General features: G+C 70.1%; 11 protein-coding genes and 1 riboswitch. Of the genes, 6 read left to right on the top strand and 5 right to left on the bottom strand.

Annotated features, from left to right (window positions below):
* Window positions 1–61: 61 nt before the first annotated feature.
* The gene (locus AB0N17_RS07970) at window positions 62–499 is read left to right on the top strand and encodes an SsgA family sporulation/cell division regulator (RefSeq protein ID WP_366010298.1); all 438 of its coding nucleotides are present in this window, start codon (window positions 62–64) and stop codon (window positions 497–499) included.
* A gap of 102 nt (window positions 500–601) precedes the next feature.
* On the opposite strand, the gene AB0N17_RS07965 is transcribed toward AB0N17_RS07970, so the two are convergent.
* Complete coding sequence (locus AB0N17_RS07965) at window positions 602–2,014, bottom strand: YibE/F family protein (protein WP_366010495.1); 1,413 nt, start codon at window positions 2,012–2,014, stop codon at window positions 602–604.
* 81 nt (window positions 2,015–2,095) lie between these two features.
* Window positions 2,096–2,274, top strand: a riboswitch (TPP riboswitch).
* On the opposite strand from AB0N17_RS07965, the gene thiC reads away from it, so the two are divergent.
* Window positions 2,267–4,051, top strand: a complete 1,785-nt coding sequence (gene thiC / locus AB0N17_RS07960; RefSeq protein ID WP_366010297.1) for a phosphomethylpyrimidine synthase ThiC — start codon at window positions 2,267–2,269, stop codon at window positions 4,049–4,051. Its footprint overlaps the riboswitch before it by 8 nt.
* Before the next feature lie 123 nt (window positions 4,052–4,174).
* On the opposite strand, the gene AB0N17_RS07955 is transcribed toward thiC, so the two are convergent.
* The 3 genes from AB0N17_RS07955 to AB0N17_RS07945 form a co-directional block, all read right to left on the bottom strand.
* Window positions 4,175–5,038: a hypothetical protein gene (locus AB0N17_RS07955; protein ID WP_366010296.1), complete on the bottom strand. Its 864-nt coding sequence runs from the start codon at window positions 5,036–5,038 to the stop codon at window positions 4,175–4,177.
* Window positions 5,039–5,219: 181 nt separating this feature from the next.
* A complete protein-coding gene (locus AB0N17_RS07950; RefSeq protein WP_366010295.1) occupies window positions 5,220–6,299 on the bottom strand; it encodes a metallophosphoesterase in 1,080 nt (359 codons plus the stop codon).
* Between the two features lie 241 nt (window positions 6,300–6,540).
* Window positions 6,541–7,653, bottom strand: a complete 1,113-nt coding sequence (locus AB0N17_RS07945; RefSeq protein ID WP_366010294.1) for a LacI family DNA-binding transcriptional regulator — start codon at window positions 7,651–7,653, stop codon at window positions 6,541–6,543.
* Between the two features lie 437 nt (window positions 7,654–8,090).
* Here AB0N17_RS07945 and hisC point away from each other — a divergent pair, with 437 nt between their 5' ends.
* Window positions 8,091–9,170 carry a histidinol-phosphate transaminase gene (hisC, locus tag AB0N17_RS07940; RefSeq protein WP_366010293.1) on the top strand — a complete coding sequence of 360 codons (1,080 nt, stop codon included), beginning with the start codon at window positions 8,091–8,093 and terminating at the stop codon, window positions 9,168–9,170.
* A gap of 15 nt (window positions 9,171–9,185) precedes the next feature.
* On the opposite strand, the gene AB0N17_RS07935 is transcribed toward hisC, so the two are convergent.
* Window positions 9,186–9,569: a cyclophilin-like fold protein gene (locus tag AB0N17_RS07935; RefSeq protein ID WP_366010292.1), complete on the bottom strand. Its 384-nt coding sequence runs from the start codon at window positions 9,567–9,569 to the stop codon at window positions 9,186–9,188.
* Between the two features lie 209 nt (window positions 9,570–9,778).
* Between AB0N17_RS07935 and AB0N17_RS07930 the strand changes: the two genes are divergently transcribed.
* The 3 genes from AB0N17_RS07930 to cydD are packed head-to-tail and all read left to right on the top strand — an operon-like array spanning window position 9,779 to window position 15,871.
* On the top strand, window positions 9,779–11,287 hold the full coding sequence (locus tag AB0N17_RS07930; RefSeq protein WP_366010291.1) for a cytochrome ubiquinol oxidase subunit I: 1,509 nt from the start codon (window positions 9,779–9,781) through the stop codon (window positions 11,285–11,287).
* Window positions 11,288–11,303: 16 nt separating this feature from the next.
* Window positions 11,304–12,308: a cytochrome d ubiquinol oxidase subunit II gene (cydB, locus tag AB0N17_RS07925; protein WP_366010290.1), complete on the top strand. Its 1,005-nt coding sequence runs from the start codon at window positions 11,304–11,306 to the stop codon at window positions 12,306–12,308.
* Between the two features lie 59 nt (window positions 12,309–12,367).
* On the top strand, window positions 12,368–15,871 hold the full coding sequence (gene cydD / locus AB0N17_RS07920) for a thiol reductant ABC exporter subunit CydD (protein WP_366010289.1): 3,504 nt from the start codon (window positions 12,368–12,370) through the stop codon (window positions 15,869–15,871).
* Window positions 15,872–15,900: the final 29 nt, after the last annotated feature.

Raw genomic sequence — 15,900 nt, 5'->3', positions numbered from 1 at the left:
GATTTGACCAGGTTCAGAGGGTTCAAACCCGGCCAGTCGATGTCATATGACGGGGTAGGCGATGCGCGAGTCCGTACAGGCAGAAGTCATGATGAGCTTTCTCGTGTCGGAGGAGCTCTCCTTCCGCATTCCGGTGGAGTTGCGCTATGAGACCGGTGATCCCTATGCCGTGCGGCTCACCTTCCACCTGCCCGGTGATGCCCCGGTGACCTGGGCCTTCGGGCGCGAGCTGCTGATCGACGGGGTCGGCCGCCCGTGCGGGGAGGGGGACGTGCACATCGCTCCCGCCGATTCCGAGGTGCTGGGTGAGGTGCTGATCCGGCTTCAGGTCGGTGGCGACCATGCCCTGTTCCGCTCCTCGACGCCGCCGCTCGTGGCGTTCCTGGACCGTACGGACAAGCTGGTGCCGCTCGGTCAGGAGGGCGCTCTGGTCGACTTCGACGCCCATCTGGAGGAGGCCCTGGACCGTATCCTGGCGGAGGAACAGAGCGCCGGCTGAAGCGTTACGGCGGGGTCGCGTCGCGAGGCGCTCCGGAGTGCGGTGTGGAACTGTGCAGGAACGCTTCTTCACAGTCTCCGCGGGAGGCCGGCCCCGCCCGGCTCAGCGCTTCCGGCGGCGGCCCCGGCCGCCCCGCGCCGGAACCGGCGGGGCTCCGGCGGCCGCCACGGCCTGCGGGCCGGGCCGGTCGGCCGACACCACCAGTGCGGCGAGCAGTGTGGTGACCGGGACCGAGGCGACCAGGCCGATCGAGCCCACCAGGGTGCGCACGATCTCCTCGGCCACCAGTTCGCTGTTGGCAACGGTCCCCACGCTGCTCTGCGCGATCGAGAACAGCAGCAGCAACGGCAGCGCGGCACCGGCGTAGGCGAGGACGAGGGTGTTCACCACCGACGCGATGTGGTCGCGGCCGATACGGATGCCTGCCCGGTACAGACCGCGCCGGCCCATCGCCGGATTGGCCTCGTGCAGCTCCCAGACGGCCGACGTCTGCGTCACGGTCACGTCGTCCAGGACGCCGAGCGAACCGATGATGACGCCGGCCAGCAGCAGACCGCTCATGTCGATCGACGGATACAGGCCATGGATCAGCCCGGTGTTGTCGTCCGTGTTGCCGGTCAGCGCGGCCCAGCCGATGAACTGGGAGCCGAGCAGACCGATCAGAGACAGCGAGATCAGCGTGCCGAGCACCGCCACCGACGTGCGGGCCGACAGGCCGTGGCACATGTACAGCGCGATCAGCATGATGGCGCTCGATCCGACCACCGCCACGAGAAGCGGGTTCGAGCCCTGCAGGATCGCCGGCAGGATGAACAGCGTCAGAACCAGGAAGCTCACGGCCAGTGCCACGAGTGCCATGACACCCCTCATCCTGCCCACCACGACGACGGCGACCGCGAAGATCCCGGCGAGCAGCGCCATCGGGAACTTCCGGTTCACGTCGGTCACCGCGTACTGGAGGTCCTTCGGCGCCGAGGGCTCGTAGGCGACCACGACCTTCTCGCCCTGGTGCAGCTGCCGGGACTGGTCGGGCTGCACGATCTCGGTGAACGTACGGCCCTGGTCCCCGCCGGTGTCGACCCGGACGGTCGCCTTCCTGCAGGTGCCGCCGGCTTGCCGCCCGGCCGACCCGCCCGCGGCGGTGGAGGCGTCACCGGTCGAGGTGCCACCGGAGGCGTTCACCGACGCGCAGCTCACCTCCACCACCCGAGTGACCGTGGCTTGCTGCGTCTGCCGGTCGAAGCCGACGCCGGTGCGCTTGTGGGGCGGCGCTCCACCGGGCCACAGCACCACCAGACCGGCCACCACCGCCACGGTGAACGGGACCAGGATGGCGGCGATGACCTTGCGGAGGTGCCGTGAGACGGGCGTTGCGGGCCCATGGCTGTGGCTGTGGCTGTGGCTGTGGCTGTGGCTGTGCCCGTGCGGATGCCCGTGCGTCTGCCCGTGGGTTTCGCCCCGTTCCGAGCCGTCCCGAAGGCGCGGCTCGGGAGACTGGTACGGGTACTGCTCCATCCTGGTCACCACCAGATCATCGCAACAACGGCAGAGGGCCCACTGTTCACCGCGCCGCACATGACGCTAGCGTGGAGGCACCTTTGCACACGCGGGAGCTCGGAGCACCGGGCTGAGAGGGCGCTGACCTCCGTAGACGCGATGTTTCACGTGGAACCCACGCGGTTCCACGCAAAAACATCGACCGACGGAAGCCGCTGCGTCGACCGCCGAACCTGTTACCGGGTAATGCCGGCGTAGGGAGTAGGTCTGATGACCAACAAGGACGCACGCACGCCTGCCTCTGTTCAGGACGAGATGTCCCAGGAGGCCGGGAAGTCCATCGGCTGGCACAAGGCGTATGTCGAGGGCTCGCGCCCCGACCTGCGCGTGCCGGTCCGTCAGGTGCACCTCACCAACGGGCAGTCGGTCACGCTGTACGACACGTCGGGCCCGTACACCGATCCTCTCGTCGACACCGACGTCCGCAGGGGTCTTCCGCCGCTGCGGGAGAACTGGATCATCGCCCGCGGCGACACCGAGGAGTACGCGGGCCGTCCCGTCCGTCCCGAGGACGACGGAATCAAGCACACCTCGCCGCGCGGCGGCCTGCGCAACCTGGACGCGGTCTTCCCCGGGCGGCCGCGTCAGCCGCGCCGGGGCCGTGACGGCCAGGCGGTGACGCAGCTCACGTACGCCCGCCGAGGTGAGATCACACCCGAGATGGAGTACGTGGCCGTCCGGGAGGACGTTTCCCCCGAGGTGGTCCGCGACGAGATCGCGGCGGGCCGTGCCGTGCTGCCGGCCAACGTCAACCACCCGGAGATCGAGCCGATGATCATCGGCAAGCGCTTCCTGGTGAAGGTCAACGCCAACATCGGCAACTCGGCGGTGACTTCCTCCATCGAGGAGGAGGTGGAGAAGATGACCTGGGCGACCCGCTGGGGCGCGGACACGGTCATGGACCTCTCCACCGGCCGTAACATCCACACGACCCGTGAGTGGGTGCTGCGGAACTCCCCCGTCCCCATCGGCACGGTGCCGCTCTACCAGGCCCTGGAGAAGGTCGACGGCAAGGCCGAGGAACTGACCTGGGACATCTACAGGGACACCGTCATCGAGCAGGCCGAGCAGGGCGTGGACTACATGACCGTCCACGCGGGCGTCCGGCTGCCGTACGTGCCGCTCACCGCCAACCGCAAGACCGGCATCGTCTCGCGCGGCGGCTCGATCATGGCCGCATGGTGCCTGGCGCACCACAAGGAATCGTTCCTGTACGAGAACTTCGAGGAGCTCTGCGAGATCCTCGCCGCCTACGACGTCACCTACTCGCTCGGTGACGGCCTCAGGCCCGGTTCGATCGCGGACGCCAACGACGAGGCACAGTTCGCGGAGTTGAGGACGCTCGGGGAACTCAACCGCATCGCCAAGCGTTTCAACGTACAGACCATGATCGAGGGCCCGGGGCACGTCCCGATGCACAAGATCAAGGAGAACATCGACCTTCAGCAGGAGATCTGCGATGAAGCTCCGTTCTATACGCTCGGCCCGCTGACCACGGACATCGCGCCGGCGTACGACCACATCACCTCCGGTATCGGTGCGGCGATGATCGCCTGGTGGGGCACGGCGATGCTCTGCTACGTCACGCCCAAGGAGCACCTGGGCCTGCCCAACCGGGACGACGTCAAGACCGGCGTCATCACCTACAAGATCGCGGCGCACGCGGCCGACCTCGCCAAGGGACACCCCGGTGCCCAGGAGTGGGACGACGCGCTGTCCGACGCCCGCTTCGAGTTCCGGTGGGAGGACCAGTTCAACCTCGCCCTCGACCCGGACACGGCACGCGAGTTCCACGACGAGACGCTCCCGGCGGAGCCGGCCAAGACGGCCCACTTCTGCTCCATGTGCGGTCCCAAGTTCTGCAGCATGAAGATCTCGCAGGACATCCGCCGCGAGCACGGCGGTAGCCGGTCCGACATCGAGGCGGGCATGGCTCAGAAGTCGAAGGAGTTCGCCGAGGCGGGCAACCGCGTCTACCTGCCGATCGCGGACTGAGGCCCGGGCGTAAGCGGTCCGCGTCTCCCGGTCGGCGTGACGGCATGACGGGAAGCGCGGGCCCTGCCGGCCGGTCGCGGGGCACGCCCGGCCGGGGCCCCTGCCGTGCCGGGGCGCGAGCCGTCACTCGGGCTGGTGCTCCGGACCGCCGAAGTCCGGGCTCGAGTAGTCCGGGCTGGTGAAGCTCGGCCGGCCGGAGGCGGTGCCGTCCTCGGGGCTGCTGAAGCCGGGACGGTCGTAGCCCAGGCGCGGCATGCGGCCGGTCGGGGCCGACGGGGTCGTGCGGTGCAGGGCGGTGGTGCCGGGCTCGGCGAGTGCCTCGCGGAGAAACGGCAGGATGCCGCGCTCCAGCAGGGCGTCCCGCCAGGCGTCCCGGGCTCTCGTCAGCTCCTGGTGCGCCGCGTCCACCGACCGCGCCTCCGCCGAGGCGCTGTTGCGCAGCGCGGTGAGGAGCAGCCCTACGGCGGCGACGAGAATCGCCGCCGCGGTCAGTCCGCCGAACACCCAGCCGGCGGTGAGCATGGTCTGGGCGAAGGTCTGTCCGGGGGCCAGCATCTTCAGGATGTAGCCCACGAGCAGAAAGATCGCCGCGGCGGTGCCCGAGAGGACGGGAGCCAGGACGGCGATGACCGCGATGGCGCCCGCGCCGGTGCTCTCGGCGGCCTCGCCGAGGGTGCCGGCGAGTCCCGCCACGGCGGAACCGGATTCGGACACAGGGGAGGTGTCGGTGGTCGGCGGGGCGGACATCGCCGGATGGCGAAGTTCCTCACGGACCTTCACATAGTGCTGGTACTCGGCCGCCGCGGCCGCCGTGATCAGGGCGGAGGCGTTGAGTGCCATGGTGCGCAGTTGCTCGGGGTTGAGCCGCTGTCCGACAGCGGCCAGTTCCGGTCGGTGTGGTGCGGAGCGCAGCGCCTCATCGAGGACCCGCTCGAACTCCTGGCGGTCCTCGCTCTGCAGGTGCTGCGGAACGCTGTTCATGTGCATCCCCCGATGCTCCGTAGGGCTGGGGGCTCGCACGCCGGCGAGCCGTCGGGCAGAAACGGAGGGGAGCCTGCTACGGATAAGCCGATGGTAGAGCCGTGACGGCGCGCGGTGACAGGGGAATGCCGGAAATTGCGTTCCGGCCTGCGCGTACTCCGCAGGGGACGCCTGCCCCGGGGAACGGTCAGTTATCCAGGGGAAGTTGCTGGACCAGCAGCTTTCCGGCCATGGTCACTCCGCCGTCCATGGCGATGGCGAGCCCGTCGGCGTAGACGTGGGGTCCGTCGACGACCGGGCCGGTGCCCTCGTCGTCGTCCTCCGAGCCGACCTCGCCGAGCAGGTAGGGAATCGGACTGTGGCCGTGAACGATACGGGTCCCGCCGTACGTATCGAGGAGGGAGCGCACGGCGTCGGCACCGCCCTCGTCGCGGAAGGAGAAGCGCTTGGTGAACTTGCGGAACAGGTCCCAGCACTCGTCGGCGTCGTTACGGGTGAGGGTCTCGCGGACGGTGTCGTTGACCGCCTCGATGGAGTCGCCGTAGTCCAGGTAGGCCGTGGTGTCCGAGTGCACGAGCAGATAGCCGTCGACCTCCTCGATGGCGTCGAGGCGGGCCATCCACTGCAGATGGTGGTCCTGGAGGCGGTCCATGTCGGTCTTCTGGCCGCCGTTGAGCAGCCAGCCGGCCTGGAAGGTGGCGGTGCCCGCGCCCGAGTTCACGGGCGTGTCGCCGAACCGCTTCGCGCCGAGCAGCAGCAGCTCGTGGTTGCCCATGAGCGCCTTGCAGTAGCCGCCGGCCGCGGCGGCCTCGGCGGACAGCCGCATCACCAGGTCGATGACGCCGATGCCGTCGGGGCCGCGGTCGGTGAAGTCACCGAGGAACCACAGCCGGGTGGTGCCCGCGCACCACTGGCCCGAGGCGTCGATCAGTCCCTGCTCCTGCAGGGCGGCCGTCAGTTCGTCGAGGTAGCCGTGGACGTCCCCGACGACGAACAGCGGTCCCGGCCCGGCCGACGGCTGGGGAGCCGGGGCGGCGGGCGCCGGTTCGACGGGGGCCTGGATCGTGTCACCGCGGTTGATGACGGGCAGGTCGCGCTGGGTGGGCGTGTAGCCCTCGGGGTACGCCTCGGCGACGGGCGGGACCACGTCGCCCGGGTGGGCGTCGTGGACGTACGGACCGGTCTCGTGGACGTACGCGGGTACCCGGAAGTCGCGCAGCGTCGCCGTCCGCTCCACCTCGGGTCCCTGACCGGCCCCCTGAGTCATCAGACCCCTCCACCATCGCGCCGCATCTGCACCGCTTCGGACTGCCTGGTCGCAGCGGTCCACGGTGTCGTGGGCCCATCATAGGAATGCGCGTCGCGCCGTGTGATGACCCAGGGGTGGTGAATCGGAACAAGACTCCGGCTCGTCGCGGCTTTCGCCCCGTTTGGGCAGGTGTTCGGCCGGCCGTGAGCCGACCGTGCGGGGCGACCGGGCCCCGCACGAGCCGCTCCGCACCCCGGCGCTACTTGTCGTCCGGTGTCCGTGGCGGGCTGACCGTCGTGCGCGGGGAGCGCCGCTGCGAGGACGTGCGCACGATCAGCTCGGTCGGTATCACCTGTTCGACCGGCTGGTCCGAATCGACGCCCTCGATGGCGTCGATGAGCAGCTGGACGACGGCCGTGCCGATGCGGCGCGGCTTCAGGGAGAGCGTGGTGATGGGCGGCTCGGTGCTGGCGTACACCGTGGACTCGCTGCAGCACACCAGCAGCAGGTCGTCGGGGACGCGGAGCCCGTAGCGGCGGGCGGCGGCGAGCAGGTCGGTGCCGTTGGGGTCGAACAGGCCGTAGACGGCGTCGGGCCGGTCGGGGCGGGCGAGCAGCCGGTCGGCGGCTACGGCGCCCGCGCACGGGTCGTGCGCCGGGTAGGCCTCGTAGACCGGGTCCTGGCCGACGCGCTCGCACCAGCGCAGGTAGGCCGTGGTCGACAGGTGGGTGTAGGTATCGGTGGACGTGCCCGTGAGCAGGCCGATGCGGCGGGCGCCGGCGTCGGCGAGGTGGTCGAGGATGCCGAGGACGGCGGCCTCGTGGTCGTTGTCGACCCAGGCGGTGACGGGGAGCGAGCCGGCCGGGCGGCCGTCGGAGACGACCGGGAGACCCTGCCGGACGAGTTCGCTGACGACCGGGTCCTGGTCGGAGGGGTCGATGACGACCGTGCCGTCCAGGGCGACGTTGGACCACACGTCGTGGCGGGAGGTCGCGGGCAGGATGACCAGGGCGTAGCCGCGGGCGAGCGCGGCGGAGGTGGCGGCCCGTGCCATCTCGGCGAAGTACGCGAACTCCGTGAAGGTGAAAGGTTCATCCCCGTACGTGGTCACGGTCAGGCCGATCAGTCCCGACTTGCCTGTCCGGAGGGTGCGGGCGGCGGCCGAGGGACGGTACCCCAGCCGGTCGGCGACCTCGCGGACATGGCGCCGGGTGGCGTCCGGGAGCCGGCCCTTGCCGTTGAGGGCGTCGGAGACGGTCGTGATGGAGACCCCGGCGGCGGCGGCCACGTCTCTGATGCCCGCCCGGCCCGGCCGGCTGCCTCGCCGTGAGGTTTCCGCGCGGCTCACCTGGTGCTTCCCTGCTGCTGTCATGGCGAGCCGATAGTAGGGCTCATGCGGTGGGGTAGTGCGGACGCATATGCACGCGTTGACAGGCACGTTTCTGCATGGTCGGAAGGCGCCAACTGCCTTAGAAATGAAGCCAGTTGAGCGCTCCCACGGCACGACGTGGCTTGTCGACGCGCATGGGCCTGCCAAGTGCCGGATGTCTCGAAGAGGTCTCAACTCACCTGCACGGGTGATGCGCGCCACGGCGCGAGCCACCGGCGCGTAGATATATGTACGGCGCGCCCCCCGAAACGTACGCCTTCGTACTTCGATGCCCCTGATGCCGGTGGCGGGGCGGGCTCCGGTCCGGCTCCGGCTTGCTGTCGCGCACCTGTACGCAGCGGGGCCGAATCCTCATAAGGTGAGGAGTATTGGAAGCCGGCGGCGTCGACGGTCCGCCGGTGGTCGCGAGGAGGACTGCGGTGAGCGAGACAAGCCCCAAGCTGCGCGCCGAGCTGGAGGGTATCCCCACCTACAAGCCGGGCAAGCCCGCCGCGGCCGGCGGGCCCGTGGCCTACAAGCTGTCCTCCAACGAGAACCCGTATCCGCCGCTGCCGGGCGTCATGGAGAGCGTGACCGCGGCCGCCTGCAACTTCAACCGGTACCCCGACATGGCGTGCACCGGGCTGATGAACGAGCTGGCGGAGCGCTTCGGCGTGCCGATCTCCCACCTGGCCACCGGTACCGGCTCGGTCGGCGTGGCCCAGCAGCTGATCCAGGCCACCAGCGGCCCCGGCGACGAGGTGATCTACGCCTGGCGGTCCTTCGAGGCGTACCCGATCATCACCCAGATCAGCGGCGCCCGGTCGGTGCAGGTGCCGCTCACGCCGGGCGATGTGCACGACCTGGACGCGATGGCGGACGCGATCACCGACCGGACGCGACTGATCTTCGTCTGCAACCCCAACAACCCGACCGGCACGGTGGTGCGGCGGGCCGAGCTGGAGCGGTTCCTGGACCGGGTGCCCGGCCATGTGCTGGTGGTGCTGGACGAGGCCTACCGGGAGTTCATCCGCGACGTCGAGGTGCCCGACGGCGTCGAGCTGTACCGGAACCGGCCGAACGTCTGCGTTCTGCGGACGTTCTCCAAGGCGTACGGCCTCGCCGGGCTGCGCGTCGGGTTCGCGATCGCCCATGAGCCGGTCGCGGCGGCGCTGCGCAAGACGGCGGTGCCGTTCGGGGTGAGCCAGCTCGCGCAGGAGGCGGCGATCGCCTCGCTGCGTGCGGAGGACGAGCTGCTGGGCCGGGTCGGCTCGCTGGTGTGCGAGCGCACGCGCGTGGTCGACGCGCTGCGGTCCCAGGGCTGGACGGTGCCGGAGACGCAGGCCAACTTCGTCTGGCTGCGGCTGGGGGAGCGTACGGTCGCGTTCGCGCAGGCCTGTGAGGAGCACGGGGTGGTGATCCGGCCGTTCCCCGGCGAGGGTGTGCGGGTGACGGTCGGGGAGACCGAGGCGAACGACATCTTCCTGAAGGTGGCGGAGGCGTTCCACAAGGATCTGTGACCCCCCGCTGAGGGATCAGTCCCTGGCGTCCACGCACTCCACGCGGACGGGGTCGCCGTCCCGCACGGTCGCCAGGGCGCGGGCGTCTCCGTCGAGACGCCCCAGGACGTTGCACGGACTCGCGAGGCGGCACTCGGCGCCTCGCGAGATCGGCGTGGGCCCGTAGGGGAGGGCGAGCGCGTCGCCGTCCGTCCAGAAGGCCACCGTGCCCGGCTCCACCACCTGCCGGGCGTCCGTTTCACGTGAAACAGAGACGCCTGTGTCGAAATACACCTCTTCGCCCCACGTGTGGGCGGTGGAGGTGAGCGGAAGCGCCTTGGTGAGGGCCTCGGTGGTGGGTGAGCTGTCGTCGAGGGTCGCGGTGATGTTGCCCGCGGGCCAGGAAATACGTATCTGCATGGCGCGCAATTCAACAAGATGTTGAAGTCGCTGCCAAGGCCTTGACGAGAAGGCGAAGGGGGGACCCCCCTTCTATTGCCGAAAATCAGTGCGTCATAATGGCTTGTGAATGTGAACGCGTTCACAAGCGCGTCCCGATTGCTCCGTATGTGCGCAACAAAACGGGGCAAACCGCCGCTGTACCACGGCGTAGTAAGGAGAGTGACGACGTGGACTTGGCCCTGGCGCCGGAGACACTGGCGCGCTGGCAGTTCGGCATCACCACCGTCTACCACTTCCTGTTCGTCCCGCTGACGATCTCCCTGGCCGCTCTCACGGCCGGGCTGCAGACGGCCTGGGTGCGCACGGAGGACGAGAAGTACCTCAGAGCGACGAAGTTCTGGGGCAAGCTCTTCCTGATCAACATCGCCATGGGCGTGGTCACCGGCATCGTGCAGGAGTTCCAGTTCGGCATGAACTGGTCGGACTACTCACGCTTCGTCGGCGACATCTTCGGTGCCCCGCTCGCCTTCGAGGCACTGATCGCGTTCTTCTTCGAATCCACCTTCATCGGCCTGTGGATCTTCGGCTGGGACAAGCTGCCCAAGAAGATCCACCTGGCCTGCATCTGGATGGTCTCGATCGGCACGATCCTGTCGGCGTACTTCATCCTCGCGGCCAACTCCTGGATGCAGCACCCCGTCGGCTACAAGATCGACAAGGTCAAGGGGCGCGCAGAGCTGACCGACTTCTGGGCCGTGCTGACCCAGAACACCGCGCTCAGCCAGGCCTTCCACACCTTGTCCGCGGCCTTCCTGACGGGTGGCGCCTTCATGGTGGGCATCGCCGCCTACCACCTGGCCCGCAAGAAGCACATCCGCGTGATGAAGACCTCGCTGCGGCTCGGTCTGGTCACCGTGGTCATCGCCGGGCTGCTCACCGCGATCAGCGGTGACACCCTCGGCAAGGTCATGTTCAAGCAGCAGCCGATGAAGATGGCTGCCGCCGAGGCGCTGTGGGACGGCCAGAAGCCGGCGCCGTTCTCGATCTTCGCCTACGGCGACGTGGAGAAGGGCCACAACACCGTGGCCATCGAGATACCGGGCCTGCTGTCCTTCCTCGCCAACGACGACTTCACCTCGTCCGTCCCCGGGATCAACGACGTCAACAAGGCCGAGCAGCAGAAGTTCGGCCCCGGCGACTACCGTCCCAACATCCCCGTCGCCTTCTGGGGATTCCGCTGGATGATCGGCTTCGGCATGGCCTCCTTCGCCATCGGCCTCGCCGGGCTCTGGCTGACCCGCAAGAAGTTCATGCTGCCGCAAGCCCTGAGGGTCGGCGAGGACGAGGTGCCGCACCTGGTGCTGTTCAAGAACAAGGCGCTCAGCCCGCAGCTGACGCCCTGGTTCTGGCGCATCGCGACCTGGACCATGGCCTTCCCGCTGATCGCCAACTCCTGGGGCTGGATCTTCACCGAGATGGGCCGCCAGCCGTGGGTCGTCTACGGCGTCCTGCAGACCCGCGACGCGGTCTCCCCCGGTGTCTCCCAGGGGGAGGTCCTCATCTCCATGGCCGTCTTCACGACGCTGTACGCGATCCTCGCCGTGGTCGAGGTCAAGCTGCTCGCGAAGTACGTCAAGGCCGGCCCGCCCGAGCTGACCGAGGCCGACCTCAATCCGCCCACGAAGATCGGCGGCGACACCCGTGACGCCGACAAGCCGATGGCCTTCTCGTACTAGGCCGAGGGAAACAGTCATGGAACTTCACGACGTCTGGTTCGTCCTGATCGCCGTCCTGTGGACCGGCTACTTCTTCCTGGAGGGCTTCGACTTCGGAGTCGGGATCCTCACCAAGCTGCTGGCTCACAACCGGCCCGAGCGGCGGGTGCTGATCAACACCATCGGTCCCGTCTGGGACGGGAACGAGGTGTGGCTGCTCACGGCGGGCGGTGCGACCTTCGCCGCCTTCCCGGAGTGGTACGCCACCCTCTTCTCCGGCTTCTACCTGCCCCTGCTGGCCATCCTGGTCTGCCTGATCGTCCGGGGCGTCGCCTTCGAGTACCGGGCGAAGCGCCCCGAGGAGAACTGGCAGCGCAACTGGGAGACCGCGATCTTCTGGACCTCGCTGATCCCGGCGTTCCTGTGGGGCGTGGCCTTCGGGAACATCGCGTGGGGCGTGAAGATCGACCAGCACTTCGAGTACGTCGGCAGCGTCTGGGATCTGTTCAACCCGTACGCGCTGCTCGGTGGCCTGGTGACCCTCACCCTGTTCACCTTCCACGGGGCGGTGTTCACCGCGCTCAAGACGGTGGGGGACATCCGGGTGCGGGCGCGGAAGCTGGCCTTGCGGGTCGGCGTCCTCACCGCCGTCCTGGCTCTGGCCTTCCTGCTGTGGACACAGGCCCACAGTGGTGACGGCAAGAGCATGGTGGCTCTGGTCGTGGCGGTGGTCGCGCTGGTGGCCGCGCTGGTGGCCAATCAGGCGGGGCGTGAGGGATGGTCGTTCGCGCTGTCCGGCGTCACCATCGTGGCCTCCGTCGCGATGCTCTTCCTGTCGCTCTTCCCGAACGTCATGCCGTCCACGCTCGACGGAAGCTGGAGCCTGACGGTCAGCAACGCCTCGTCGAGCCCGTACACCCTGAAGATCATGACCTGGCTGGCGGCGATCGCCACACCGATCGTCCTGCTCTACCAGGGCTGGACCTACTGGGTGTTCCGCAAGCGGATCGGCACGCAGCACATCGCCGAACCCGCACACTGAGTCCGCCGAGGGTGTGTTTCACGTGAAACACACCCTCTGGACCGAAGGGCATGTTTCACGTGAAACCCATCGATCCGCGCCTTCTGCGCTATGCCCGGGCCACCCGCTTCTTCCTTGCTGCGGTCGTCGGCCTCGGAGCCGTCGGCGCCGGCCTGGTCATCGCCCAGGCGATGCTCATCGCCGAGATCGTCGTCGGCGCCTTCCAGCACGGGCAGTCGGTCGCTGAACTGCGCACTCCCCTGCTTCTGTTGGCGGCGGTTGCCGTGGGCCGGTCGGTTGTCGCGTGGCTCACCGAACTGGCTGCCCACCGGGCCGGCGCGGCGGTCAAGTCCGAGCTGCGGCAGCGGCTTCTGGACCGGGCGGCGGCGCTCGGCCCGGGCTGGCTGAGCGGCCAGCGGACCGGCTCGCTGGTCACCCTGGCCACCCGCGGGGTCGATGCCCTCGACGACTACTTCTCGCGCTACCTCCCGCAGCTGGGACTGGCGGTGGTCGTGCCGGTCGCGGTGCTGGCGCGGATCGTCACCGAGGACTGGGTGTCGGCGGCGATCATCGTCGGCACCTTGCCGCTCATTCCGCTCTTCATGATGCTGATCGGCTGGGCCACCCAGTCCCGGATGGACCGGCAGTGGCGGCTGCTGTCCCGGCTGTCCGGGCACTTCCTGGACGTGGTCGCCGGCCTGCCTACGCTGAAGGTGTTCGGCCGGGCCAAGGCGCAGGCCGAGTCCATCCGCAGGATCACCGGCGAGTACCGCCACGCCACCCTGCGCACCCTGCGGATCGCCTTCCTCTCCTCCTTCGCGCTGGAGCTGCTCGCCACGCTGTCGGTCGCGCTGGTCGCCGTGACGATCGGCATGCGGCTGGTGCACGGAGATATGGATCTGTACGTCGGCCTGATGATCCTGGTGCTGGCGCCGGAGGCCTATCTGCCGCTGCGCCAGGTGGGCGCGCAGTACCACGCGGCGGCCGAGGGGCTCGCCGCCGCCGAGGAGATCTTCACCGTGCTGGAGACACCGGTCCCGGCGTCCGGCAACGGCGCGGTGCCCGAGGGCGCGGTGGCCTTCGAAGGTGTCACCGTCCGCTACCCCGGCCGTGCTGCGGACGCAGTATCCGAGGTGTCCTTCACCGTCGCGCCGGGTGAGACCGTCGCACTGGTCGGACCCAGTGGTGTGGGCAAGTCGACGCTGCTGAACGTGCTGCTCGGATTCGTCCAGCCCACCGAGGGCCGGGTCCGGATCGGGGGAGCCGAGCTGTCCGGCCTCGATCTGGCGGAGTGGCGGTCGCGGATCGCATGGGTGCCGCAGCGGCCCCATCTGTTCGCCGGGAGCATCGCGGAGAACGTGCGGCTGGCCCGGCCCGACGCGGACGACATCACCGTACGCCGGGCGCTGGAGGACGCGGGAGCGCTGGAGTTCGTGGACGCGCTGCCCGAGGGAACCGAGACCGTGCTCGGCGAGGACGGGGCCGGGCTGTCGGCGGGGCAGCGGCAGCGATTGGCTCTCGCGCGGGCCTTTCTCGCCGACCGGCCCGTGCTGCTGCTGGACGAGCCGACGGCTGCGCTGGACGGGGCGACGGAGGGGGAGATCGTCGCGGCGGTGCGGAGGCTGGCCGCCCGGCGCACGGTGTTGCTCGTGGTGCACCGGCCGGCGTTGTTGTCGGTGGCCGATCGGGTGGTGCGGCTGGAGGAGCCGACGGCGCAGCGCCGGGACACCGGGCCCTCCAGAGGGCTGAGACCCCTCGGCGTGCCGGCACAAGACTTGCCGGACCTGCCCCGCGGGCCGGAGAGCGGTCCGGCGCACGCGGCGTCGGGTGGTTCCCGGCGTGTGCTTGCGCGGGTTCGGGGACTTGCCGGGGCCCAGCGCGGCCGGCTCGTCCTGGCGTCGCTGCTCGGCACTCTGGCGCTCGGCAGCGCCGTCGGGCTGATGGCGACCTCCGGGTGGCTCATCTCGCGGGCCTCGCAACAGCCGCCGGTGCTGTATCTGATGGTGGCCGTGACGGCCACACGGGCCTTCGGGATCGGCCGGGCCGTGTTCCGGTACGCGGAGCGGCTGGTGTCGCACGACGCCGTACTGCGGATGCTGGCCGACACCCGGGTCGCCGTGTACCAGCGTCTGGAGCGCCTCGCCCCCGGCGGGCTGCGCACCGCCCGCCGGGGCGATCTGCTCACCCGACTGGTCGCGGACGTGGACGCGTTCCAGGACTACTGGCTGCGCTGGCTGCTGCCCGCCGGCGCAGCCGTCGCCGTCTCCGTCGTCTCCGTCGGCTTCACGGCCTGGCTGCTCCCCGAGGCCGGAGCCGCGCTTGCGGCGGGTCTGCTTGCGGCCGGCGTCGGCGTTCCCCTCGTCACCGCGACCGTGGCCCGGCGGGCCGAGCGCCGGCTGGCGCCCGCCCGAGGAGTGCTCGCGACCCGCGTCACCGATCTGCTCACCGGCACCGCCGAGTCGACCGTCGCCGGTGCGCTGCCCGCCCGTAGGGACGCGACCCGCAGGGCCGACGGCACCCTCACCCGGATCGCCTCGCGCGCCGCCGCCGTCACCGCGCTCGGCGACGGGCTGACCGCGCTGGTCTCCGGCCTCACCGTCACGGCCGGCGCGCTGCTCGGCGCTCAGGCGGTGGCCGCGGGCCGGCTCAGCGGTGTGGCCATGGCCGTGGTCGTCCTCACCCCACTGGCCGCCTTCGAGGCCGTGCTGGGGCTGCCGCTCGCCGTGCGGTACCGGCAGCGGGTGCGGCGCAGCGCCGAGCGTGTGTACGAGGTGCTGGACGCGCCCGAGCCCGTACGCGAGCCCGAGCAGCCCCGGCAGGCGCCCGCGTCACCGTTCCCGGTGGTGATCAAGGGGCTGGCCGCGCGGCACGCGGGGCAGCGGGAGGAGGCGCTGGCCGCCTTCGATCTCACGCTGGAACGGGGCCGCAGGATCGCCGTGGTGGGGGCGTCCGGTTCCGGCAAGACGACGCTCGCCCAGGTGCTGCTGCGCTTCCTCGACCCGCAGGCGGGCTCGTACGCGCTCGCCGGGGTGGACGCCTGCGCGCTGGCCGGTGACGACGTGCGGCGGCTCGTCGGGCTGTGCGCGCAGGACGCGCACCTCTTCGACAGTTCGGTGCGCGAGAACCTGCTGCTGGCCCGGAAGGACGCCACCGAGGCCGATCTGCGCCGGGCGCTGGACCGGGCCCGGCTGCTGGACTGGGCGGACGGGCTGCCCGACGGTCTGGACACCCTGGTCGGCGAGCACGGGGCCCGGCTGTCCGGCGGCCAGCGACAGCGGCTGGCGCTGGCCCGGGCGCTGCTGGCCGACTTCCCCGTCCTGGTCCTCGACGAGCCCGCCGAGCAGCTGGACCTGCCGACGGCCGACGCGCTCACCGCCGACCTGCTGGAAGCCACCGAGGGCCGTACGACCCTGCTGATCACGCACCGGCTCGCGGGCCTGGACGCGGTGGACGAGGTGATCGTCCTGGACGCGGGCCGGGTGGTGCAGCGGGGGACGTACGCGCAGCTGGCCGCGGTCACCGGGCCGTTGCGGGCGATGGTCCAGCGGGAGGCCGAGGCCGAGTCGCTGGTGGGGGCACCGTGAGGGAGCCCCTGAGAAAGCCACCGAGCAGC

It is taken from the genome of Streptomyces sp. NPDC051133 (assembly GCF_040682635.1).
In the GTDB taxonomy this organism is placed as follows: Bacteria; Actinomycetota; Actinomycetes; order Streptomycetales; family Streptomycetaceae; genus Streptomyces.
Note: the sequence above shows the minus strand (reverse complement) of the source record. Positions and strands in the feature narration are given on the sequence as shown.

What these genes read in the sequence shown, in the direction of transcription:
- AB0N17_RS07970 (WP_366010298.1), top strand. Translation starts at nt 62, where the DNA reads ATGCGCGAGTCCGTACAGGCAGAAGTCATGATGAGCTTTCTCGTGTCG.
- AB0N17_RS07965 (WP_366010495.1), bottom strand. Translation starts at nt 2,014, where the DNA reads ATGGAGCAGTACCCGTACCAGTCTCCCGAGCCGCGCCTTCGGGACGGC.
- thiC (WP_366010297.1), top strand. Translation starts at nt 2,267, where the DNA reads ATGACCAACAAGGACGCACGCACGCCTGCCTCTGTTCAGGACGAGATG.
- AB0N17_RS07955 (WP_366010296.1), bottom strand. Translation starts at nt 5,038, where the DNA reads ATGCACATGAACAGCGTTCCGCAGCACCTGCAGAGCGAGGACCGCCAG.
- AB0N17_RS07950 (WP_366010295.1), bottom strand. Translation starts at nt 6,299, where the DNA reads ATGACTCAGGGGGCCGGTCAGGGACCCGAGGTGGAGCGGACGGCGACG.
- AB0N17_RS07945 (WP_366010294.1), bottom strand. Translation starts at nt 7,653, where the DNA reads ATGACAGCAGCAGGGAAGCACCAGGTGAGCCGCGCGGAAACCTCACGG.
- AB0N17_RS07935 (WP_366010292.1), bottom strand. Translation starts at nt 9,569, where the DNA reads ATGCAGATACGTATTTCCTGGCCCGCGGGCAACATCACCGCGACCCTC.
- cydB (WP_366010290.1), top strand. Translation starts at nt 11,304, where the DNA reads ATGGAACTTCACGACGTCTGGTTCGTCCTGATCGCCGTCCTGTGGACC.